This is a genomic window from Micromonospora sp. NBC_00858 (assembly GCF_045207365.1).
Classification (GTDB): domain Bacteria; phylum Actinomycetota; class Actinomycetes; order Mycobacteriales; family Micromonosporaceae; genus Micromonospora.
The window spans coordinates 6,632,716-6,653,734 of sequence record NZ_CP108828.1 but is presented as its reverse complement, the minus strand read 5'-3'; the positions used below and the strand labels follow the sequence as shown (position 1 = coordinate 6,653,734).

Genomic DNA, 21,019 nt, shown 5'->3' with positions numbered 1-21,019 from the left:
CTACCTACCCGTCCCCGCGTAGACCACGGCTTCGGTGTCGCCACCCAGCTCGAACGCGTCGTGGATGGCGCGGACGGCGGCGTCCAGGTCGGTGTCCCGGCAGACCACGGAGACCCGGATCTCGGAGGTGGAGATCATCTCGATGTTGACCCCGGCCGCGCCGAGCGCGGCGAAGAAGCCGGCGGCCACGCCGGGGTGCGAGCGCATGCCGGCACCGATCAGCGAGACCTTGCCGACGTGGTCGTCGTAGAGCAGGCCCTTGAACTTGACCGACTCCTGGATCTTGCTGAGCGCGGCCATCGCGGTCGGGCCGTCGGTCTTGGGCAGGGTGAACGAGATGTCGGTCCGGCCGGTGCCCTCGGTGGAGACGTTCTGCACGATCATGTCGATGTTGATCTCGGCGCCGGCGACGGTGTCGAAGATCCGCGCGGCGGCGCCCGGCTCGTCGGGCACGCCGACGATCGTGATCTTGGCCTCGCTGCGGTCGTGCGCAACGCCGGTGATCAGTGCCTGCTCCACGGAAAGGTCCTCCATCGATCCGGTGACCATCGTGCCGGTGTTGGTCGAGTATGACGAACGGACGTGGATCGGCAACCCCGCCCGGCGGGCGTACTCCACGCTACGCAGGTGCAGCACCTTCGCGCCGCACGCGGCCAGCTCCAGCATCTCCTCGTAGGTGATCTGCCGGATGTGCCGGGCGTTGGGGACGATCCGCGGGTCCGCGGTGAAGATGCCGTCGACGTCGGTGTAGATCTCGCAGACATCGGCGTGCAGCGCGGCGGCGAGCGCCACGGCCGTGGTGTCCGAACCGCCCCGGCCCAGCGTGGTGACGTCCTTGGTGTCCTGCGAGACGCCCTGGAAGCCGGCCACGATGACCACCGACCCCTCGTCAAGCGCGCCCTTGAGCCGCCCTGGGGTGACGTCGATGATCCGCGCCCGGCCGTGCACCGAGGTGGTGATCACGCCGGCCTGCGAGCCGGTGAACGAGCGGGCCTCGTACCCCAGGTTGTGGATGGCCATGGCCAGCAGCGCCATGGAGATCCGCTCCCCGGCGGTGAGCAGCATGTCCAGCTCACGGCCCGGCGGCAGCGGGCTGACCTGGTTGGCCAGGTCGAGCAGCTCGTCGGTGCTGTCCCCCATCGCGGAGACCACCACCACCACGTCGTCGCCGGCCTTGCGGGCGGCGACGATGCGCTCGGCCACCCGCTTGATGCGCTCGGCGTTGGCGACGGAGGACCCGCCGTACTTCTGCACCACGAGTGCCACGACGGTGCACTCCCTCCCAGCGACCCTGAGCGTGCCGACGCCGCCGGAACCGGGGCCGGCGGCGCGTGTCAAACCACTTGAGGGTATCCGGCGGGTCGCGGCGGCGGGTCGGGTGATCCCATCATCCGGCCCGCGCGCGCCACGGGCGGGGCGGCCGCCCCGCGTCACCAGGTCGGGCGGTACGCCGGCGCGATCCCGCCCGACACGCCGGGGCGAGCCGCGTGCGCGCCGGCACCCGCCGCCCGCCCGCACCCACCAGAATGGGCCGGTGCCCGTCCTCATCCGCTCGGCCGGCCGTGTGCTCGGGCCGCTCGCGCTCGCCCTGCCGGCGCTCCTGGTCGCCTGCACCAGCGAGCAGCCTCCAACCCCGCCACCGACCGATCCCGGGCCGGTCGAGGTGGCCGCCGCCCGCGACGAGTTGGCCGCGCTGGCCGCGGCGGCCCAGGACCGCCATCTGGTGGCGCAGTACGCGTTCAGCCGGGCCGGTCAACCGGACCGCATGATCGTGTTCACCAGCGCGAACGACGGCAGCTGGCGGGTCGACGTGCCGGGTGGCGCGCTGGGCGGCACCGCTGATGTCTCGCTGGCCGCCACCGCCGACGGGTTGTTCCAGTGCGCCCTGCCGTCGGCCGGCCGGCCGAACCCGGCCCGCTGCGTACGCCTCGGCGAGCGCGACGACGCCCTGCCGCGCCGGCTGGATCCCCGGGTCCAGCACCCGCTCACCGACTGGCTGGACGTGCTCACCGACCGCCGCGCGCCGCTCGCCGTCGCCCCGGCCGACCCGCCCAAGGGGCTCACCGGCACCTGCTACTCGGTGGACTCCACCTCCGCCTCGCTCAACGCCCCGCTGGACGTCGGCATCTACTGCTACGACCGGGACGGCACACCGACCGGCGTCCGGACGGAGACCGGCACGCTGAAGCTGGCCGCCCCGCCCGGCCCGGCGCCGGCCACCGTGCAGCTGGCCGGCCCGGTGGTGGTGGACGAGGAACCGCTGGACACCGCGGCTCCGCCGACACCCGACCCGACCGGTAGCTCGGGCGCGGGAACGCCCTGATCTTCGTCCCGTTACGGGTGCTCTTGCCCACATTTGACGAACCCTTCCTGAGGGGCGAATCACCCATAAAGGACGATGCTCGTATGGCCGACCTCACCCCGCTACTCGCCTACCGCTGGAGCCCGCTGGCGTTCGACCCGACCGAGGTACTGAGTCGGGCGGAGGCGGCCTCACTGCTGGAGGCGGCCCGCTGGGCACCCTCGCTGGGCAACCGTCAGCCCTGGCGGTTCACTCTCGGTCACCGCGATGACGAGACCTGGAAGCGGATCCTGGTCAACCTCCCCGAGCGCGACCAGCGCTGGGCCCACCGGGCCGCCGCGCTGCTCCTCGCCGCGCACGTCGACACCGACGCAGCACCGGCGGACGGGGTCGCCTACGACCTGGGACAGGCGGTCGCCCACCTCAGCGTGCAGGCCACCGCGCTCGGGCTGCACGTACGCCAGGTCCTCACCATCGACCGTGCCGGGCTCGCCGCCGACCTGCACCTGCCCGCCGACGTGCGGCCGTACGCGGTGGTCGCCGTCGGGCAACTCGGCGACCCGCTCAGCCTCCCGGCCGACCTGGTCGCCGAGGAGACCGGCCTGCGGCACCGCCGACCGCTGGCCGACCTGCTGCTCCGCTGATCGACCGCCGGAGTTACCCGCCCCGGCTGGCGCGCAGCAGGACCGTCGCGGCCTCGGTGTTGCGGTAGAGAACGTGCCGGCCCTGTCGAGACCGGTGGACCAGGCCGGCGGCATGCAGCGCGGCCAGGTGCTGGGAGACGTTTCCGGCGGACATCCCGGTGAGTCGGGCCAGGTCGGTGGTGGTGGTCGCCGCGTCGAGCAGGTTCAGCAGTGCGGCCCGGCCGGGGCCGATCACCCGTGCGAGCGGGTCGCCGGGAGGCGGCGCGGTCGCCTCCCAGAGCGTCCCGACCGCCCGGACCGGGTACGCCCCGGCCGGCAACGAATCCTCCAACAGGTTCCACAGCACCCGCCGGTTGGTGAACACGCCCGGATTCAGCGCCAACCCACGACCGCGCAGGTCGAAGTCCCGCTCGAACGGGTCGTCGCTGACCACCCGGTCGCCAAGCCAGCGCAGGCTCGGGTGGAGCTGCTCGAACAACCGCCCGGCACCGCCCTCGGCGAGTTGCGCGGCCCGGTACGCCACGTCGGCGTCGAGCAGCGCGCGCATCCGCGGCCAGGCCGGGGCGATCGCCTCGTCGTACCAGACCCGCACCGCATCGACGAGCTCCGGCAGCAGCCCACGAGGGTCGGTGAGCAGCGCCCGCCCGAACGGACTCAGCGGCCGGCGCGGAGTGGTCGCCAGCAGATCCTGAACCACCACGTCCGGCGGCGTCGCCGCGATCTGATCGAGCTGCTCGGTCATCTCCACGTTCGGTCGGGCCGCCGGGGTGAGGAAGTCGGGCAGCCAGCAACCCCGCTGGGTCAGCTCCAGCAGCGGTCGGACCTGGGAGGCAACCTCGGGAGAACGCAGAGTCACCCGGGCCCGGTCGATCCACGGCAGGTGCACCGCGTAGCGGACCGGGTCGGCCAGTGCCCACATGCTCATGACCGTCTCGTTGGCCGGCGACACGGCAAGCCGCACTCCCGCCACGTCGGCCAGGCTGAACCGCAACTCGGACACACGCACCCCCAGAGCAGGATTCGGTTGAGCCTAAAAGACTCGACGGCCGTCATGGGGGCACGCTTCACTCACCTGCCATGGGGGCCAGAGACACCATTCGCACTGTTGTCCGAAACGTCGTACCGCCGGCCGGGCTGACTCGCGCCCTGGCCGTGCAGGCCATGGTCAACGCCGTCGGCAGCGGCCTGTTCCACGCCGGCAGCGCCGTATTCTTCACCCGGGCGCTCGGGCTCAGCGCCGCCCAGGTCGGGCTGGGCCTGTCCATCTCGGCGGGGGTGTCGCTGCTGGGCACGGTGCCGCTGGGCGGGCTCACCGACCGGTACGGGCCGCAGCGGGTCTGGGCGGTCGGGCTCGTGCTGGACGCGGTGCTCTTCGCGACCTACCCGTTCGTGGGCGGCTTCGCCGGCTTCCTGGCCGTGGTGGTGGCGCTGGCCGCCGTGGAGGCCGCCACCGGGGTCGCCCGTCAGGTCTACTCGATCAACGCGCTCCCCCCGGCCGAGCGGGTTACGGCGATGGCGTACCAGCGTTCGTCGCTGAACGTCGGGTTCGGGCTCGGCGCGGTGATCAGTGGCCTGGTGCTGGCCGTGGACACGACCGCGGCGTACCGGGGGATGGTCTGGTTCATCGCGGCGGTCTTCCTGGTGACGGCCCTCTTCGTGCGTCGACTGCCCCGGCTGGCCCAGGCGGCCCGGCCGGCGGAGCCGATGAGTCGGCTCGCCGTGCTGCGGGACCGCCCGTTCGTGGCGGTGTCCCTGCTGTCCGGGCTGCTCACCGCCCACCAGACGCTCTACCTGACGGTGCTGCCGCTCTGGATCCTCACCCACACCGACGCCCCGAAGACGGTGATCGCCGGGCTGGTGCTGCTCAACACAATCCTGATCGTGCTGCTCCAGGTACGCGCCAGCCAGGGCGCCGACACCGCTGCGGGCGCGGCACGGGCCTCCCGCCGGGGCGCCCTGCTGATCGCCCTGTTCTGCCTGGTCCTGCCGATCTCCGGGGTCACCCGGGGCCCGCTCACGGTGGTGGTGCTGGTGGCCGCCGCAACGCTGCTGATCGTGGCCGAGCTGATCGAGTCGGCGGGCGCCTGGGGGCTCACCGCTGCTCTGCCACCGGCCGAACAACGCGGCGCGTACGTGGGGGCGTTCCGGCTTGGCTCCCAGGTGCAGTACCTGATCGCCCCCGCCGGGCTGACCGCGCTGGGGGTGACCACCGGTGGCTGGGGCTGGTTCCCGGCGGCGGCCATCTTCGTGCTGGTGGGGCTGGCGATCGTACCCGTGGTGGCGTGGGCTGGGCGGACGCCGCGGCTCGGTGCCGCGGCCGCGGAACGGGTCGTGACACCGGTCCCATAGTTCGGACCTACCTTCCCACCCCCCGCCTCATCACGTAGGGTCACCCTGTCATGTGGCAGGCGCACCTCCTCCTTGGTCGCCGCGACGAGGCCTGACGGCCGGCACCTCGTCGCGGAGTCGGACCGCGCCGCCCATCAGCACCGCAGCACACCTCGGCCCGCCGGGCAGCGACGCACCGGCAGTGACGCCGACTCCGTCCGATTGCTGAACGCCACGTGACCACGGGAGCACTCCGCCATGGCTCAACCAGCCAGCACCACCGACGCTGAGACCGATCCGATCGCCCGGCAGCGCCCGAGCCGGATGCCGTACCACCGCTACCAGCCCTACCGGGAGCAGTTCCGGGTCGACCTGCCCGACCGTGCCTGGCCGACCCGACACGTCGACGCCGCACCGCGCTGGTGCGCCGTGGACCTGCGGGACGGCAACCAGGCCCTGATCGACCCGATGTCGCCCGAGCGCAAGCGTCGGATGTTCCAGCTGCTGGTCCAGATGGGCTACAAGGAGATCGAGGTCGGCTTCCCGTCGGCCAGCCAGACCGACTTCGACTTCGTCCGGCAGCTCATCGAGCAGGACATGATCCCGGACGACGTCACCATCCAGGTGCTCACCCAGTGCCGGGAGCACCTGATCGACCGGACGTTCGAGTCGCTGCGCGGGGCGAAGCGGGCCATCGTGCACTTCTACAACTCGACCTCCACCCTCCAGCGGCGGGTGGTCTTCGGGCTGGACCGGGACGGCATCGCCGACATCGCCACCTCCGGCGCGCGGCTCTGCCAGAAGTACGCCGAGATCCACACCCCGGACACCGAGATCCACTACGAGTACTCGCCGGAGTCGTACACCGGCACCGAACTGGAGTACGCGCTGGAGGTCTGCTCCCGGGTGATCGACGTGATCGACCCGACGCCGGACCGGAAGCTGATCATCAACCTGCCGGCCACCGTCGAGATGGCGACCCCGAACGTGTACGCCGACTCGATCGAGTGGATGCACCGGCACCTGCCGCGGCGGGACAGCCTGGTGCTGAGCCTGCACCCGCACAATGACCGGGGCACCGGCGTCGCCGCCGCCGAGCTGGGCCTGCTCGCTGGCGCGGACCGGATCGAGGGCTGCCTGTTCGGCAACGGCGAGCGCACCGGCAACGTGGACCTGGTGACGCTGGGGCTCAACCTCTTCTCCCAGGGCATCGACCCGATGATCGACTTCTCGAACATCGACGAGGTCCGGCGGGCCGTCGAGTACTGCAACCAACTGCCCGTGCACGAGCGCCACCCGTACGCCGGCGACCTGGTCTACACCGCCTTCTCCGGCTCCCACCAGGACGCCATCAAGAAGGGGTTCGACGCCCTCGCCGTCGACGCGGCGGCTGCCGGCGTACCGGTGGACGAGCAGACCTGGGCGGTGCCCTACCTGCCGATCGACCCGAAGGACCTGGGCCGCACCTACGAGGCGGTCATCCGGGTCAACTCGCAGTCCGGCAAGGGCGGCGTCGCGTACATCATGAAGAGCGAGCACCAACTGGACCTGCCCCGCCGGCTCCAGATCGAGTTCTCCGGAGTGGTGCAGCAGGTCACCGACCACGACGGCGGCGAGGTCGACCCGAGCGCCATGTGGGAGATCTTCGCGACCCACTACCTGCTCGACCACCAGCCCGACCCGGCGGTCCGGCTGGCCGGCTACACGATCGGCACCACCGACGGCAAGGTCGAGATCGAGGCCCAGGTCGGTGTGGGCACCGAACAGCGGACGCTCGCCGCGGTCGGCAACGGCCCGATCGACGCGTACGTCAACGCGCTGCAGTCGGTCGGGGTGGGCGTGCGGGTGCTCGACTACCACGAGCACGCGCTCTCCTCCGGTGGTGACGCGCAGGCCGCCGCGTACGTGGAGTGCGAGGTCGACGGCCGGACGGTCTGGGGCGTCGGCACCGACGCCAACATCGTCACCGCGTCGATCAAGGCGGTCACCAGCGCCGTCAACCGCGCCCGCCGCTGACCGCACGCACCACACCCCCGAAGTACGGAAGTGCCCCTTCCCTACTTCGGGGGCGTGGCGGCAGGCAACGAGTGGCACGGCTGCGACGGCGGAGCGTCCCGGGGCGGTCGGTGCACCAGGACGAGGGCCAGCACCGCACCGGCCAGCAGCAGCCCGGCACACCAGGTCATCGCACCCCGGAACGCGTTCGTCAGTTCGGCCTTCTGCTCGTACCCGCCGCCGGAGAGGCCGACCAGCAGCGGCAGCGCGGCCACCGCCAGCAGGCCACCGGCCCGGGACGCGGCGTTGTTGAAGCCGCTGGCCACCCCGGAGAACCGGTCCTCCACGGCAGCCAGCACGGACGCGGTGAGCGGTGCCACCACCAGGGTCAGCCCGAGGCCGAAGAGCAGCACCCCGGGCAGCACGTCAAGCCAGTACGACGCGCCTGGCCCGACACCGCGCAGCAGCAGCAGACCGGCGGCCGACACCACCGGCCCGATGCTCAGCGGCAGCCGGGGGCCGATCCGCGCCGACAGCGCGCCGGCCCGGGCCGACCCGATGAGCAGCAGCACCGTCATCGGCAACAGCGCGATCCCGGTGCGGAAGGCCGACCACTCGACCACGTTCTGCAGGTAGACGGCGAAGAAGAAGGTGAACCCGCCGAGCGCCGCGTACACCACCACGGTGAAGATGTTCAGCACCGAGAAGAGCCGGCTGCTGAACAGGCCGGTGGGCAGCATCGCGGCGTCGCCGCGCCGCCGTTCAAGCAGCACGAAGGCCACCGCGGCCAGCACCCCGACCAGCGCCGCGATCAGCACCGGGGCCGAGTCGTAGCCGCGCGCCGGCGCGTCGATCAGGGCGTACGTGACGCCGGCGAGCGCGAGGGCGCCGAGCAGCGCTCCGAGCACGTCGAACCGGCGTCGGGTTCGGCCCGGCCCCGCGGTCCGGGAGGCGCTCTCGTCCCGGCTCTCCGGCACCCAGCGCAGGGTGGCCAGCACCACCAGTACGGCCAGCGGCAGGTTGAGGAAGAAGATCCACCGCCAGGACAGCGCGTCGATCAACCAGCCGCCGATGAACGGACCCAGCGCGGTGGACACCCCGGACAGCCCGGCCCAGGCGCCGATCGCCCGGCCCCGGTCGTCCGGGTGAAAACTGGACTGGAGCACCGACAGTGACCCGGGGGTGAGCAGCGCGCCGCCGGCGCCCTGGAGGAACCGGGCCGCGATCAGCCAGCCGGTGCCCTGGGACAGCCCGCACAGCACCGAGGCGGTGGTGAACCACGCCACCCCGATCAGGAAGACCCGCCGCCGGCCGAAGCGGTCGCCTAGTGCGCCGCCGAGCAGCACGAACGCCGCCAGCATCAGCAGGTAGCCGTTGACGGTCCACTGCAGATCGGCCACGTTCGCGCCGAGGTCCTGGCCGAGCTTGGGCAGCGCGACATTGACTACCGTGCTGTCCAGGAAGACCATGCCGGAGGCGAGCACCGCGGCGAGCAGCGTGCCCCGGCCGGCGGCGGTGCCCATCCGCAGTGCGGGTGCCGGTGCGGGTCTGGTCATCCCACCAATCTGCCTTGCACGATGTGGGAGACGCCACGAAACGCCGAAACCATCCCCGGGTACTGTGCGCAATCGCCGGGAGCACGCAAGCTGGAGAGGTGTCGTCTGTGCGTACCAGATCAGGACCGCGCGCGGTGGTGGCCGCGCTCGTCGCGGCGCTGGCGCTCGGCGTGGCCGGTTGCGTCCCCCAGGATGAGCCGGAAACGCCGCCACCGAGTGGCGGCGGCAACACCGTGCAGCAGTTGGGTCAGCTCACCGTCGCCACCGCAGGCTCGATGAAGGGCTACAGCCGCGACCACTTCCCGCACTGGCGGGACACCGGCAAGAACTGCGACGTGCGGGACAGCATCCTGCAGCGCGACGGCAAGGACGTGAAACTCTCCGGCTGCAACGTGGTCGGCGGTCGCTGGGAGAGCGTGTACGACGGTCGCAGCGCCACCGATCCCTCCGACGTGGACATCGATCACATGGTGCCGCTGGCCAACGCCTGGCGCTCGGGTGCCGACGAGTGGGACGACGCGAAGCGCGGCGACTTCGCCAACGACACCACCCGGCCGCAGCTCATCGCGGTTTCCGCGTCCTCCAATCGGGCAAAGGGTGACCAGGACCCGTCGCAGTGGAAGCCGGCGAACCGGTCGTACTGGTGCCAGTACGCCGAGAGTTGGGTGACGGTGAAGCACCACTGGCGGCTGACGGTGACCACCGCCGAGAAGGCCGCCCTGACCGACATGTTGGAGGGCTGCAGGTGAGCGAACAAGCCGCGACAGGCGCCGGGGCGACCGATGACACCGGCCCGGCCACTGCCGGCATGACCGCGGACGGCACGGCCGAGACCTCGGCCGCCGTTCCGGGGGCCGGCATGGTCGCCGACTCGGACGGGGCCGGCGGCCCGCAGAGCCGCACCGCCGACATCGTGCCCGGCCCAGGCGGGGTGATGACCGACGAGGTCGGGGTGGTCACCGGCGAGTTGACCCTGCGCACCGAGTACGCGGACGGCCGGGTCACCCTGCGCGTGCAGTACAAGGACGCGGACGAGTGGTACGCGGTGACCGGCGGGGCGGTCGGGCTGAACGACCCGGCGGGGCTGGACGCGGTACACGGCGTCGCGGTGGCCCTGCTGCACCGCCCTGAGGGCTGACCCACTCTGGCGCGGCCCGGCGGTCGCCCGGTCGAGCGTGATACCTCTCAGGAATATTGATGCCTCAGAGGTATCACGCTCACCAGGACGTTGAGCCCCGCCTCAGACGTACGAGCCGGGCTCGCTGGGGGCGGAGACCACGCCCGGCGAGTCGCCCTCGCCCTCGGGGCGGACGATCTGCACGCTGACCTTGTGCGGGCGCAACTCCCCGCTGGCGATCTGCTCGGCCCAGTGGCAGGCAACCCGGCTGGCGCCGATCTCGCGCAGCACCGGCCGCTCGTCCACGCAGCGCGTGGGCTGCGCCCACGGGCAGCGGGTGTGGAAGCGGCAGCCGGACGGCGGGTTGGCTGGCGAGGGCAGGTCGCCCGCGAGCAGGATCCGCTCCCGCCGGTCCTCCACGTCCGGGTCCGGCACCGGCACCGCGGACATCAGCGCCCGGGTGTACGGGTGCAGCGGCTCAGTGTAGAGCCGGTCGCTCGGCGCCTCCTCGACCAGCGCGCCCAGGTACATCACGCCGACCGTGTCGGAGATGTGCCGGACGACCGCGAGGTCGTGCGCGATCACCAGGTAGGTCAGGCCCAGGCTGTCCTGCAACTCGTCCAGCAGGTTCACCACCTGGGCCTGGATCGAGACGTCGAGCGCCGAGACCGGCTCGTCGGCGACGATCAGCTCCGGCCCGAGCACCAGCGCGCGGGCGATGCCGATGCGCTGGCGCTGCCCGCCGGAGAACTCGTGCGGGTAGCGGGACAGTGCCCAGCGGGGCAACCCCACCGCGTCCAGCGTCTCGCCGATGATCCGCCGACGGTCGGTGCGGTCGGTGCCGATCCCGTGGGTCTGCAACCCCTCGGTCAGGATGGACTCGACGTTCTGCCGCGGATCGAGGCTGGACATCGGATCCTGGAAGATCATCTGCATCCGGCGCCGCATGGTGCGCAGCTTGCCGGGCGGCAGCGTCGTCAGCTCGACGCCGTCGAAGCTGACCTCGCCCGAGGTCGGCGGGTTGAGCTGGAGCAGTGCCCGCCCGAGCGTGGACTTTCCGCAGCCGGACTCGCCGACCAGGCCGTACGTCTTGCCGCGCGGGATGCTCAGGTCGACCCCGTCGACCGCCTTCACCTGCCCGACGACCCGGTCGAAGAGCACTCCCCGCTTGATCGGGAAGTGCACCTTCAGGTCACGTACCTCGACGAGGATGTCGTTGTCGCTCACGCTGATTCCTCCTCGCGTGGGGCGGGCACCGTGCCGGGCACCGGCTCCGGGTTGACGCACCGGTAGCTCCGCCCGTCGTAGGTGTGCACCAGCTCCGGCGGCTGACCCACGCACTCGTCGGTCCGGCGGGCGCAACGCGGGGCGAAGGCGCAGCCGTCCGGCCAGGGCAGCAGGTCACGGACCGAACCGGGGATCGGGTTGAGCTTTTCGCCCCGCCCGGCGTCCAGTCGTGGCACCGAGCCGAGCAGACCCACGGTGTACGGGTGACGCGGCTCGCGGAACAGCGGACGACGGCGTGCCGTCTCCACCACCCGGCCGCCGTAGAGCACGTTGACCGTGTCGACCATGCCGGCCACCACACCGAGATCGTGCGTGATCATCAGCAACGCGGTGCCGGAGTCCCGAACCAGCTCCTTGAGCAGCTCCAGGATCTGGGCCTGAATGGTGACGTCCAGCGCGGTGGTCGGCTCGTCGGCGATCAGCAGCCGAGGCTGGCAGGCCACCGCCATCGCGATCAGCGCCCGCTGCCGCATCCCGCCGGAGAGCTGGTGCGGGTACTCCTTCAGCCGGCGCTTAGGGTCCGGGATGCCGACCCGGTCCAGCAGCGCGGCAGCCTCCTTGGTGGCGGCGTCGCCCTTCATCCCCCGGTGCCGGGTGAGCACCTCGGTCACCTGCAACCCGATCGGGATCACCGGGTTCAATGAGGAGAGTGGGTCCTGGAAGATCATCGCGATGTCCCGGCCCCGGATGTCCCGCCGCGACCGGTCATCGAGCTGGAGCAGGTCGGTGCCGTCGAAGACGGCCTTGCCACCGACCCGCAACCCGGGCTGCTTCGGCAGCAGACCCATGATCGCCAGCGAGGTGACGCTCTTGCCGCAGCCGGACTCGCCGACCAGGCCGACCACCTCACCGGCGTCGACGGAGAAGGACACACCGTCGACCGCGTGCACGGCGCGCTGGCCGCGCCGGGCGAACGTGACGGAGAGGTCGTCCACTTCGAGCAGTGCCATTGTCGGGCCTACTTCCGCAGCTTCGGGTCGAGGGCCTCGCGCATCGCCTCACCGAGCAGGGTGAAGCCGAGCGCGGTGATGATGATCGCGACCGCCGGGTAGATCGCCAGCGACGGCCGGATGCCGAGGTACTGCTGCGCGTCGGCGAGCATGACCCCCCACTCCGGTACGGCGGTGTCGGGGTTGCCCAGGCCCAGGAAGGAGAGCGCCGCGGCCTCGATGATCGCGGTGGCCAGGGTCAGGGTGGCCTGCACGATCACCGGGGCGAGCGAGTTCGGCACCACGTGGGTAAGCGCGATCTTGGACTTCTTCACGCCGAGCGAGGTGGCCGCCAGCACATAGTCGCTGTTGGCCTGGGAGATCATCGAGCCACGCAGCAGCCGGGCGAAGACCGGCACCGAGACCACACCGACCGCGATCATCACCGTGGTCAGGCTGGCCCCGAGCAGGGCCGCGATGCTGACCGCCAGCAGCAGGCTCGGCATCGCCAGCAGCATGTCGACGAACCGCATCAGCGTGGTGTCGATCCACCGCCCCCACCGGCCACCGAGGCCTGCCGCGGCACCGGAGATGCCGCCGATCAGCGCACCGATCGCCAGACCGATCAGGGTGGAGACCACGCCGACCAGCAGGGTCTGCCGTGCACCCACGATCATCCGGCTGAACTCGTCCCGGCCCTGGTGGTCGTAACCAAACCAGTGCTCGCCGGTGGGGCCGGGGATGAGGCCCGGCTTGATCAGCCCCTCGCGGATGCCGATCGTGTCGGTCGGCGCGTACGGCACGAGGAACGGACCGATCACCGCGACCAGCACGAAGATCGCCAGGATGATCGCGCCGACGATCGCCGCCGGGTTGCCGCGCAGCCGGCGGAACGCCTCCTGCCAGAGGCTGACCCCACGCTCGTCGTCGCGGGCAGCCAGCTCCGAGAGCCGGTCGATCTTTTCGCGCTTCTTTCCCGGGCTGAGCGTCATCGCACCCTCACCCTCGGGTCGATGAAGCTGTAGGAGAGGTCGACCAGAAGGTTCACCAGCACGTACACCACCGCGATGATCAGAATGAAGCCCATCAGCACCGGATAGTCGCGCTGGCCGATGGCCTCGGCGACGAAGGCTCCGATGCCACTGAAGGCGAAGACGGTCTCGGTCAGCACGGCGCCGGAGAGCAGACCGCCGGCGAGCAGGCCGATCGAGGTGGCCACCGGCAGCATCGCGTTGCGCAGCACGTGCCGGCTACGGACCGTCTGCTCGGTCAGGCCCTTGGCCTCGGCGGTCCGGACAAAGTCCTCGTTCAGCACCTCCAGCACGCTCGCCCGGGTTATCCGGACGATGATCGCCAGCGGGATGCTGGCCAGCGCGATGGCGGGCAGCACCAGATGCCAGAGAGCGTCGGCGGCGGCGTCCCACTCGCGGGTCATCAGCCCGTCGAGGACGAAGAAGTTGGTGACTCGGGTCGCCCCGAGCGTCGGGTCCTGCCGGCCGCTGGACGGGAACCAGTGCAGGTTCTCCGAGAAGATCGCCTTGAGCACGTAGCCGAGGAAGAAGACCGGGATGCAGATGCCGATCAGCGAGCCGCCCACGGAGGCGTGGTCCAGGAACCGGCCCCGACGGCGGGCGGCCAGATAGCCCAGCGGGATGCCGATACCGATCGCGATCACCATCGCGGTGATGGTCAGCTCGACGGTGCCGGGGAAGCGCTCGATGAACTCCGTGGTGACCGCCCGCTTGGTGGAGGTCGAGGTGCCCAGGTCGAGCTTGACCATCCGCCGAACGAACCGTCCGTACTGCACCAGGATGGGCTCGTCGAGGCCCATGTTGTGGCGGATGGCGGCACGCATCTCGGGCGTGCCGCGCTCGCCGAGAATGGCGGTCTCGGGGCCGCCGGGGAGCCTGCGGAGCCAGATGAAGAGCAGAAGGGAGAGCCCGAACAGCGTGGGTATCAGCTGAAGCAGGCGCCTGACGATGAACCGGAACACGGCGGCCTCGAAGGGGTGCGGAGGGTTGCGGGCGGGCGCTGTGCAACAGCGCCCGCCCGCGTTCCTTGCGTCAGATCAGGACTTACTTGAACTCGGCGGAGGCGTACCGCTCGTCGGTGAGCGGGCTCGCCTTGACGCCGGTCACGTCCTTGCCGAACACGATCGCCGGCGGGGAGTGCGAGATCGGCACACCGGGCAGGAAGTCCATCACGGCCTTGTTGAGGGCCTTGTACTTCTCGGTCCGGGCCGCCGCGTCCGCGGTGGTGTCCGCGTCCTTGAACTGGTCGAACAGGGCCTTGTTGTTGAAGCCCCACTCGTCCTTCGGCCGGTCGAAGAAGGTACCGATGAAGTTGTAGGCGTCGCCGTAGTCACCGGTCCAGCCGAGGAAGTGGATGTCGTGCTTGTTGCCGGAGGTGGTGGCGTTGAGGTAGTCCGGGCTCCACTTGAGCGGGATCGCCTGGACCGTGATGCCGACCGCCTTCAGGTCCGCCGAGAGCAGCTCGAAGATGTCCTTCGGGTTCGGCATGTACGGCCGGGTGACCTCGGTCGGGTAGTGGAACCTCAGCGTCAGGTTCGACGCACCGGCCTCGGCCAGCAGCGCCTTCGCCTTGGCCGGGTCGTACGTGTACTTGGTGACGTCGCCGTTCCAGCCCTCAACGGTGTCCGGCATGAAGTTGTCCGCGACCTTGGCGCCCGGGGGCAGCTTCGAGTCGACCAGCTGCTGACGGTTCAGCGCGTACGCGATCGCCTGCCGGACCTTCGGGTCGGCGAGCTTCGGGTTGCCCTTCTGGTTGATCGCCAGGTAGAGCACGTTGAACGCCGGGCGGGTGAGGACGTTGAAGCCCTCGCCCTTCAGCGGCTCGACGTCGGCCGGGCCGACCAGGTCGTAGCCCTGGATGTCACCGGAGCGCAGCGCCTGCTTGCGGGCGTTCTCGTCCGAGATCGTCTTGAAGATCAGGGTCTTCAGCTTGGCCTTGGTGCCCGAGTAGTCCTCGTTGCGCTCCAGGGTCAGCGTCTTGTTCGCGACGTCCCAGGTCTTGAACTTGAACGGGCCGGTGCCGGTCGGGTGCTCCGTCGCGTACGCCGGGTACTTGATGTCCTCGGCGGTGCCGCCCACGTTGCTGGCGTCGAACTCCTGCAGCGCCTTCGGGCTGTGGATGGAGAACGAGGGGAGCATCAGCGCGGCCGGGATCTTGCTGGAGACCCGGGTGAACGCCAGGTCGACAGTGGTCGCGTCCTTGGCGGCGCAGGACTTGAAGAGGCTCGGCGGCAGGTCCGCGTTCTCGTTCGCGGCGAAGCCACCCATGACGTCCTGCCAGTACGCGGTCACGTCCGGGCTCTGCATGAGGCCCTTGGCGTTGTACCAGCGGTTGAAGTTGACGCAGACGGCCTCGGCGTTGAAGTCGGTGCCATCGTGGAACTTCACGCCCGAGCGGAGCTTGAAGGTCCAGGTGGTGCCGGCGGCGTCCGGGGTCCAGGACTCGGCCAGGCCGGGGGTGACCTTGGTGCCACCCTCCTCCGGTCGGACCAGCGTCTCGAAGACCTGACGCGCCACACGCAGCGACTCACCGTCGCTGGCGAAGCTCGGGTCGAGCACCTTCGGGTCTCCGGCAACGCCGAAGACGAGGGTGTCCTTCTTACTACCGCTGGAGCTGTCGTCACGGTTGCTCTCGGCGCAGCCTGCTACCGCGAGGGCCGCGACCGCGACGGCCGCTATCGCGACCTTCGGCCTGGGTGCACGCATCGTGCCTCACCTCGTCCTTGGGGGTACGGACAACGTGGTGACAGGGGTCACCGATGGCGGTGACCATAGCTCCCGTTGCGTCCAGCCGGAAACCGTTGGGTGGACGGTTGGTATCGGATCGTGCCTCAATCGTCGCTTGACATTCGAATCGAAGGTGAAAGTCGTCCGAAACCGTGCAATCGCCACCCGCGATGCCAAACTGTTACGTCGAACGGCCGCAGGAGGGAGCAGGTGTCAGATCATTTCCGGGCACGACGGCGACGATGGTCGGCACCCGGACCGGGTGCCGACCATCGGCCGTACGAGGCCGGTTCAGACGGCCCGGCGCCCCTCGAAGGCCCGACCGAGGGTGATCTCGTCGGCGTACTCCAGGTCGCCGCCCACCGGCAGCCCGCTGGCCAGCCGGGTCACCGCGATCCCCATCGGCTTCACCATCAACGCCAGGTAGGTGGCGGTCGCCTCGCCCTCGGTGTTCGGGTCGGTGGCCAGGATCAGCTCCCGCACCGTGCCCTCGCCAAGCCGGATCATCAGCTCCCGGATGCGCAGATTGTCCGGGCCGATCCCCTCCAGCGGATTGATCGCGCCGCCGAGCACGTGGTACCGGCCGCGGAACTCACCGGTCCGCTCGACAGCCACCACGTCCTTGGGCTCCTCCACCACGCACAGCACCTCGTTCGTGCGGCGGGGGTCGCGGCAGATCCGGCACTGCTCGGACTCGGCCACGTTGTAACAGGTCGTGCAGAACCGCACCAGCTCCTTGACCTTGCGCAGCGCGCCGGCCAGCCGGTTGACGTCGGTCGGATCCGCCGACAGCACGTGGAACGCGATCCGCTGGGCGCTCTTCGGGCCCACGCCCGGCAGCCGACCCAGCTCGTCGATCAGATCCTGGATGGCACCTTCGTACATCTGCCGGCTCAGAAACCGGGCAGGCCGAGGCCGCCCATGCCGCCGGTGACGGGGCCCATCTTGCGCTCGGTCAGCTCCCGTGCCGCCTCGGCGGCGTTGTGCACGGCCGCGACGACCAGGTCCTCCAGAGTCTCCACGTCGTCCGGGTCGACGGCCTTCGGGTCGATCTTGATCGCCTTGAGCTCACCGGCGCCGGAGACGGTCGCGGTGACCAGCCCACCGCCGGCGGTGCCGGTCAGCTCGGCCTCGGCCAACTCGGCCTGGGCGGTGGCGATCTGCTGCTGCATCTTCTGCGCCTGCTTCAGCATCTGCTGCATGTTCGGCTGTCCACCTGGGCGCACGGATGGCTCCTTCTCGCACTCGTCTGCTCGGCCGCCGCCCAGCCTATCCGCTGTGACCGACCCCGCCCCGCCAGGTGCGTCCGCCCACGCCGGAGCCGAAAGGACGGCGTCCGGGTACGGCTAGCACTACCCGGAACCGGCCGGCTACGGGTAGTGTGGCGGGACCTGCCGAACTGGTCTGCTCGACGGTATGCACCTCAACCGCACCGGCCGGATCGGCGCCCTGTGCTGGATGACGGCCGTACCGATCTTCCTCACCGCCAGCCTGGTCACCGGCCTGCGCTGGCGCCAGCCCACCTACAGCTGGGCCACCAACAACATCAGCGACCTCGGCAACGTCCACTGCGGGAGCTGGGACACCAGCAGGCCCCGCTCCGTCTGCTCGCCCTGGCACCCGCTGATGAACGCCGCACTGCTGGCCACCGCCGTGCTGCTCGCCGCCGGGCTACTGCTGACCTGGCGGCTCCTCGGTCGCGGTGCCGTGGTCCGGTCGGCCCAGACGCTGCTGCTGCTGGCCACCGGCGGGTACGCCATGGCGGCCGTCTATCCGGCGGATGTCGACGAGAACCGACACGTCCTGGGCGCCTTTCTGATCATGGGAGGCAATGTCGGCCTGCTCCTCGCCGGGCGCGCGCCGCGCGGCACCGTGCTCGGCCAGTGGCGACGCCTCACCCTCACCGCCGGGTTGATCGCCCTGGCCGGGACGGTGCTGTTCTTCGCCCAGCAGGGCATCGGGATCGGGGTGGGCGGCATGGAACGGGTCGCCGTGCTGCCCTTCCCGCTCTGGGCCTGCTGCCTCGGCGTCCTGCTCGCCGAGACAGCCGGTGGTCGGGTGCTGCAGAGCCGGTCGACCGTGCCGTCCGCAACCGCTGCCGCGCCCCGGTGGTGATCACCGGGAAGCGCAGCTAGCGCGCGTCGACCTCGTCGATCTTCTCGGCCCCGAACGTCTCGCGGAGCAGCCGTACCGCTTGCTCCTCGCTGGACTCCCGGGCGGTCTTCTCGTCGATGACCTCGTCCAGCGGCTCGTCGCCCGGGTCGAACCCCTCGTAGGTCGGGGTGGCCGCCGGTGCCGCGCCACCCGGCTTGGCGCGCAACGGACCGTCGAAGTCCGGGTCGTAGGGCGGTTCGCCGGCCCACTCGGCGTCCGCGGTGGGCCGGGCCGCTGCTCCGGTACGCGGACCGCGCCCCGCCGCCGCCGCGCGGGCGGCGGCGATGGCGCTGCTCACCGGGGCACCGCCGGTGGCCGGCTGGCGAGCCGCCGGCGTCGGGTTGGCCCGTCCGCCCGGCTTGCCGCCGCCGGTCGCCGTGCCTGGGCCGCCGCCGTTCGCGCCGGTGCCGCTTCCACCGGTACGGCCCTGGTCAGTGTTGTTCGCACCGGTGCCCGTTCCGTCGGTGCGGCCCGGGTCAGTGCTGTTCACGTCGGTGCGACCACGGTCCGTGCCGTTCGCGCTGGCCGGGGCGGGTGCCGATCCGGAACTGCCGGACGCGGCGTCGTCCACGGCGGTGGCGCCGCCCGGCCGGGCGGCCTCCGGCCAGTCCTCGTCATCCGTCGCCTCGACGGCGGGGGCACTGCCACCGGGGCGGGCCGCCTCCGGCCAGTCGTCCTCGGCATCGGCCGGCGCGGACGGCTGCTCGCCGGGCTGCCGACTCGTACCGCGACCGCTGGACGCGCCTGTGCCGGAGGAGGCACCGGGACCGCCCCGTGCACCGGACGGGCCGCCGGACAGGTCCTCGCGGGCACCCGAGCCGCCGGATGGGCCGGCAGCGGCGGTCGCGTTCGTCGGGGCGGGCGGAGCGTCCACGGGGACGGATCGGGCCGCCGCGGCGGGCTGCGAGCGCGGCGGACCGGACAGCGACACGCCACCCCGCTCGCCGGCCACCTCGCAGCGGATCTGCCAGCGCCCGCCCAACTCCTCGTAGAGCGCGTCGGTGAGCACCGCCGCGTGATCGGCCATCATCTTGGCCAGCACGGTGGACTTGACCGTCAGCACCAGCATGTCGCCGTCGAGTTCGCGCACCACCGCGTCACGCATCAGGGCGGCGATCCGCTTGTTGGTCCGGTTGACCTTGCCAATCACATCGGGCCACGCCCGGCGGACCGCGACCGCGTCCAGCGCCGCAGCCGGCGCACCAGGTCGGGGCGGCTCCGGCGTCGCCGGGTCGGGCAGCACCGCCGACGGCGGAACCGCGCGACGTGGGGCCGGTGAGCCGGGGCCGGCCGCGACGGATGCGGCCCCGTCGGCGGGTGCGGGTGCGGTGGCGGTTGCCGACGCACCGGGTGAGCCCGGGATCGGCGAGTCAGCGGCCGAAGCGCCAGGGACCGGAGCAGTCGAGGCCGGGGTGTTCGGGGCGGCCGTGCTCGGGGTCGGGGACGCCGCCGGGTCGACCGTCCACGGGGGCGCTGAGGTCGGGGCGTTGGCGGGTGCCGGGGTGGCGGCAGCCGGGACCGGAGAGGCCGGCTGTGGGCGTACCCCCGGGTTGGTGGCCGGTGCCGAGCCGGCGGCGGTCGACGGCGCGTCGGCGCCGCTCAGGGTGAGCCGGCGTTCCATCCGTTCCAGGCGCTGGAGCAGGCCACCGGTGGAGTCGTCCGCGCCGGGCAGCAGCATCCGGGCGCAGATCAGCTCCAGCAGCAGCCGGGGCGCCGTGGTGCCGCGCATCTCCACCAAGCCGTCGTGCACGATGTCGGCGCAGCGGGAGAGCGTGCCCGGGCCGAGCTGCGAGGCCTGGGCGGCCATCCGCTCGATCTGGTCGGCGGGGCCGTCGATCAGGCCCTTCGCGGCGGCGTCCGGCACCTGCTGGATCACGATCAGGTCGCGCAGCCGCTCCAGCAGATCGGAGGCGAACCGGCGCATGTCGTGCCCGGCCTCGGCGACCCGGTCGACGGTGGCGTACGCGGCGGCGCCGTCACCGGCGGCCAGCGCGTCGCACATCTCGTCGATCAGCGCGGAGTCGGTGACCCCGAGCAGCGCGACGGCCCGCGCGTAGCTGACCCCCTCCGGGCCGGCACCGGCGATGAGCTGGTCGAGCACGGAGAGGCTGTCCCGCATGCTGCCGCCACCGGCGCGCACCACCAGCGGAAAGACCGCCGGCTCGACGGCGACGCCCTCGGCCTGGGTGAGCTGCTCCAGGTACGGGCGGACCACCTTCGGCGGAAACAGCCGGAACGGGTAGTGGTGGGTCCGCGACCGGATCGTGCCGAGGACCTTCTCCGGCTCGGTGGTGGCGAAGATGAACTTGACGAACTCCGGAGGCTCCTCGACCAGCTTGAGCAGGGCGTTGAAGCCCTGGGTCGAGACCATGTGCGCCTCGTCGATGATGTAGATCTTGAAGCGGCTGCTGGCCGGCGCGAAGAAGGCACGCTCGCGCAGCTCGCGGGCGTCGTCGACACCGCCGTGGCTGGCCGCGTCGATCTCGATCACGTCGATCGAGCCGGCACCGTCGGTGGCCAGCGAGCGGCAGGACTGACACTTGCCGCACGGCTCGGGGGTGGGGCCCTGCTCACAGTTGAGCGAGCGGGCCATGATCCGGGCGCTGGTGGTCTTGCCGCAGCCACGGGGGCCGGAGAAGAGGTAGGCGTGGTTGAGCCGCCCGCTGCGCAGCGCCCGCGACAGCGGCTCGGTCACGTGCTCCTGACCGATGACCTCAGCGAAGGTACGCGGCCGGTACTTGCGGTAGAGCGCCAGCGTCACTCGTCCCGCCTCCTCTCGACCGAGCCATTCTGCGCCGGTCGGGCGCGGGTGACCACCCACCCCGCCGGGCGCCTGAGTTTGCCGCGCCTGGGTTGCCGCGCTTGATCGACGTTGCCGCGCTTGATCGACTCCATATCGGCGATATGGCGGTGTCCGCGACCCGGGACAGCCCCACATCGGCGACCTGG

At 71.3% G+C, this 21,019-nt stretch carries 18 protein-coding genes; 7 read left to right on the top strand and 11 right to left on the bottom strand.

All coding sequences use genetic code 11. The features are described 5' to 3' along the window. Nucleotides 1-1,266 (bottom strand): aspartate kinase, encoded by a 1,266-nt coding sequence (locus OG990_RS31035; protein ID WP_252417410.1) that lies wholly within the window; start codon nucleotides 1,264-1,266, stop codon nucleotides 1-3. 268 nt (nucleotides 1,267-1,534) lie between these two features. Between OG990_RS31035 and OG990_RS31030 the strand changes: the two genes are divergently transcribed. Further along, entirely contained in the window at nucleotides 1,535-2,323 is a 789-nt protein-coding gene (locus tag OG990_RS31030; RefSeq protein ID WP_355610768.1) for a hypothetical protein, read from the top strand. Nucleotides 2,324-2,406: 83 nt separating this feature from the next. Continuing rightward, a complete protein-coding gene (locus tag OG990_RS31025) occupies nucleotides 2,407-2,946 on the top strand; it encodes a nitroreductase family protein (protein WP_406078011.1) in 540 nt (179 codons plus the stop codon). A gap of 13 nt (nucleotides 2,947-2,959) precedes the next feature. Here OG990_RS31025 and OG990_RS31020 read toward each other — a convergent pair whose 3' ends face one another. Beyond that, a complete protein-coding gene (locus OG990_RS31020) occupies nucleotides 2,960-3,952 on the bottom strand; it encodes an ArsR family transcriptional regulator (protein ID WP_406078010.1) in 993 nt (330 codons plus the stop codon). Nucleotides 3,953-4,023: 71 nt separating this feature from the next. Between OG990_RS31020 and OG990_RS31015 the strand changes: the two genes are divergently transcribed. Beyond that, entirely contained in the window at nucleotides 4,024-5,295 is a 1,272-nt protein-coding gene (locus tag OG990_RS31015; RefSeq protein ID WP_406078009.1) for an MFS transporter, read from the top strand. 237 nt (nucleotides 5,296-5,532) lie between these two features. After that, on the top strand, nucleotides 5,533-7,290 hold the full coding sequence (leuA, locus tag OG990_RS31010) for a 2-isopropylmalate synthase (RefSeq protein ID WP_406078008.1): 1,758 nt from the start codon (nucleotides 5,533-5,535) through the stop codon (nucleotides 7,288-7,290). A 41-nt stretch (nucleotides 7,291-7,331) separates the two neighbouring features. On the opposite strand, the gene OG990_RS31005 is transcribed toward leuA, so the two are convergent. Continuing rightward, nucleotides 7,332-8,825 (bottom strand): MFS transporter, encoded by a 1,494-nt coding sequence (locus tag OG990_RS31005; protein ID WP_406078007.1) that lies wholly within the window; start codon nucleotides 8,823-8,825, stop codon nucleotides 7,332-7,334. A 107-nt stretch (nucleotides 8,826-8,932) separates the two neighbouring features. Here OG990_RS31005 and OG990_RS31000 point away from each other — a divergent pair, with 107 nt between their 5' ends. Continuing rightward, nucleotides 8,933-9,574 carry an HNH endonuclease family protein gene (locus OG990_RS31000; protein ID WP_328421365.1) on the top strand — a complete coding sequence of 214 codons (642 nt, stop codon included), beginning with the start codon at nucleotides 8,933-8,935 and terminating at the stop codon, nucleotides 9,572-9,574. Continuing rightward, nucleotides 9,571-9,963, top strand: a complete 393-nt coding sequence (locus OG990_RS30995; RefSeq protein WP_328421367.1) for a hypothetical protein — start codon at nucleotides 9,571-9,573, stop codon at nucleotides 9,961-9,963. Before OG990_RS31000 ends, OG990_RS30995 begins: the two co-directional genes overlap by 4 nt. Before the next feature lie 102 nt (nucleotides 9,964-10,065). On the opposite strand, the gene OG990_RS30990 is transcribed toward OG990_RS30995, so the two are convergent. The 7 genes from OG990_RS30990 to OG990_RS30960 form a co-directional block, all read right to left on the bottom strand. Then, the gene (locus OG990_RS30990) at nucleotides 10,066-11,169 is read right to left on the bottom strand and encodes an oligopeptide/dipeptide ABC transporter ATP-binding protein (RefSeq protein WP_328421369.1); all 1,104 of its coding nucleotides are present in this window, start codon (nucleotides 11,167-11,169) and stop codon (nucleotides 10,066-10,068) included. Beyond that, complete coding sequence (locus OG990_RS30985) at nucleotides 11,166-12,179, bottom strand: ABC transporter ATP-binding protein (RefSeq protein WP_386992624.1); 1,014 nt, start codon at nucleotides 12,177-12,179, stop codon at nucleotides 11,166-11,168. The genes OG990_RS30990 and OG990_RS30985 overlap by 4 nt, the downstream gene beginning before the upstream one ends. Nucleotides 12,180-12,187: 8 nt before the next feature. Beyond that, nucleotides 12,188-13,150, bottom strand: a complete 963-nt coding sequence (locus tag OG990_RS30980; RefSeq protein ID WP_328421373.1) for an ABC transporter permease — start codon at nucleotides 13,148-13,150, stop codon at nucleotides 12,188-12,190. Continuing rightward, nucleotides 13,147-14,151, bottom strand: coding sequence for an ABC transporter permease (locus OG990_RS30975; protein WP_328421375.1), 1,005 nt, complete (start codon nucleotides 14,149-14,151; stop codon nucleotides 13,147-13,149). Before OG990_RS30975 ends, OG990_RS30980 begins: the two co-directional genes overlap by 4 nt. 82 nt (nucleotides 14,152-14,233) lie before the next feature. Next, nucleotides 14,234-15,895, bottom strand: a complete 1,662-nt coding sequence (locus OG990_RS30970; RefSeq protein ID WP_406078006.1) for an ABC transporter substrate-binding protein — start codon at nucleotides 15,893-15,895, stop codon at nucleotides 14,234-14,236. Between the two features lie 312 nt (nucleotides 15,896-16,207). Continuing rightward, the gene (gene recR / locus OG990_RS30965) at nucleotides 16,208-16,801 is read right to left on the bottom strand and encodes a recombination mediator RecR (protein ID WP_355610797.1); all 594 of its coding nucleotides are present in this window, start codon (nucleotides 16,799-16,801) and stop codon (nucleotides 16,208-16,210) included. 8 nt (nucleotides 16,802-16,809) lie between these two features. Then, on the bottom strand, nucleotides 16,810-17,118 hold the full coding sequence (locus tag OG990_RS30960) for a YbaB/EbfC family nucleoid-associated protein (protein WP_252417486.1): 309 nt from the start codon (nucleotides 17,116-17,118) through the stop codon (nucleotides 16,810-16,812). 214 nt (nucleotides 17,119-17,332) lie between these two features. Here OG990_RS30960 and OG990_RS30955 point away from each other — a divergent pair, with 214 nt between their 5' ends. After that, nucleotides 17,333-18,031, top strand: coding sequence for a DUF998 domain-containing protein (locus OG990_RS30955; RefSeq protein ID WP_406078005.1), 699 nt, complete (start codon nucleotides 17,333-17,335; stop codon nucleotides 18,029-18,031). Nucleotides 18,032-18,047: 16 nt separating this feature from the next. On the opposite strand, the gene OG990_RS30950 is transcribed toward OG990_RS30955, so the two are convergent. Beyond that, nucleotides 18,048-20,831, bottom strand: coding sequence for a DNA polymerase III subunit gamma and tau (locus OG990_RS30950; protein WP_406078004.1), 2,784 nt, complete (start codon nucleotides 20,829-20,831; stop codon nucleotides 18,048-18,050). Between the last annotated feature and the right edge of the window lie 188 nt (nucleotides 20,832-21,019).

Bases quoted from the DNA above. Each gene is read 5' to 3' on its own strand.
- OG990_RS31025 (WP_406078011.1), top strand. From the start codon at position 2,407: ATGGCCGACCTCACCCCGCTACTCGCCTACCGCTGGAGCCCGCTGGCG.
- OG990_RS31015 (WP_406078009.1), top strand. From the start codon at position 4,024: ATGGGGGCCAGAGACACCATTCGCACTGTTGTCCGAAACGTCGTACCG.
- leuA (WP_406078008.1), top strand. From the start codon at position 5,533: ATGGCTCAACCAGCCAGCACCACCGACGCTGAGACCGATCCGATCGCC.
- OG990_RS31005 (WP_406078007.1), bottom strand. From the start codon at position 8,825: ATGACCAGACCCGCACCGGCACCCGCACTGCGGATGGGCACCGCCGCC.
- OG990_RS30985 (WP_386992624.1), bottom strand. From the start codon at position 12,179: ATGGCACTGCTCGAAGTGGACGACCTCTCCGTCACGTTCGCCCGGCGC.
- OG990_RS30980 (WP_328421373.1), bottom strand. From the start codon at position 13,150: ATGACGCTCAGCCCGGGAAAGAAGCGCGAAAAGATCGACCGGCTCTCG.
- OG990_RS30970 (WP_406078006.1), bottom strand. From the start codon at position 15,895: ATGCGTGCACCCAGGCCGAAGGTCGCGATAGCGGCCGTCGCGGTCGCG.
- recR (WP_355610797.1), bottom strand. From the start codon at position 16,801: ATGTACGAAGGTGCCATCCAGGATCTGATCGACGAGCTGGGTCGGCTG.
- OG990_RS30960 (WP_252417486.1), bottom strand. From the start codon at position 17,118: ATGCAGCAGATGCTGAAGCAGGCGCAGAAGATGCAGCAGCAGATCGCC.
- OG990_RS30955 (WP_406078005.1), top strand. From the start codon at position 17,333: ATGCACCTCAACCGCACCGGCCGGATCGGCGCCCTGTGCTGGATGACG.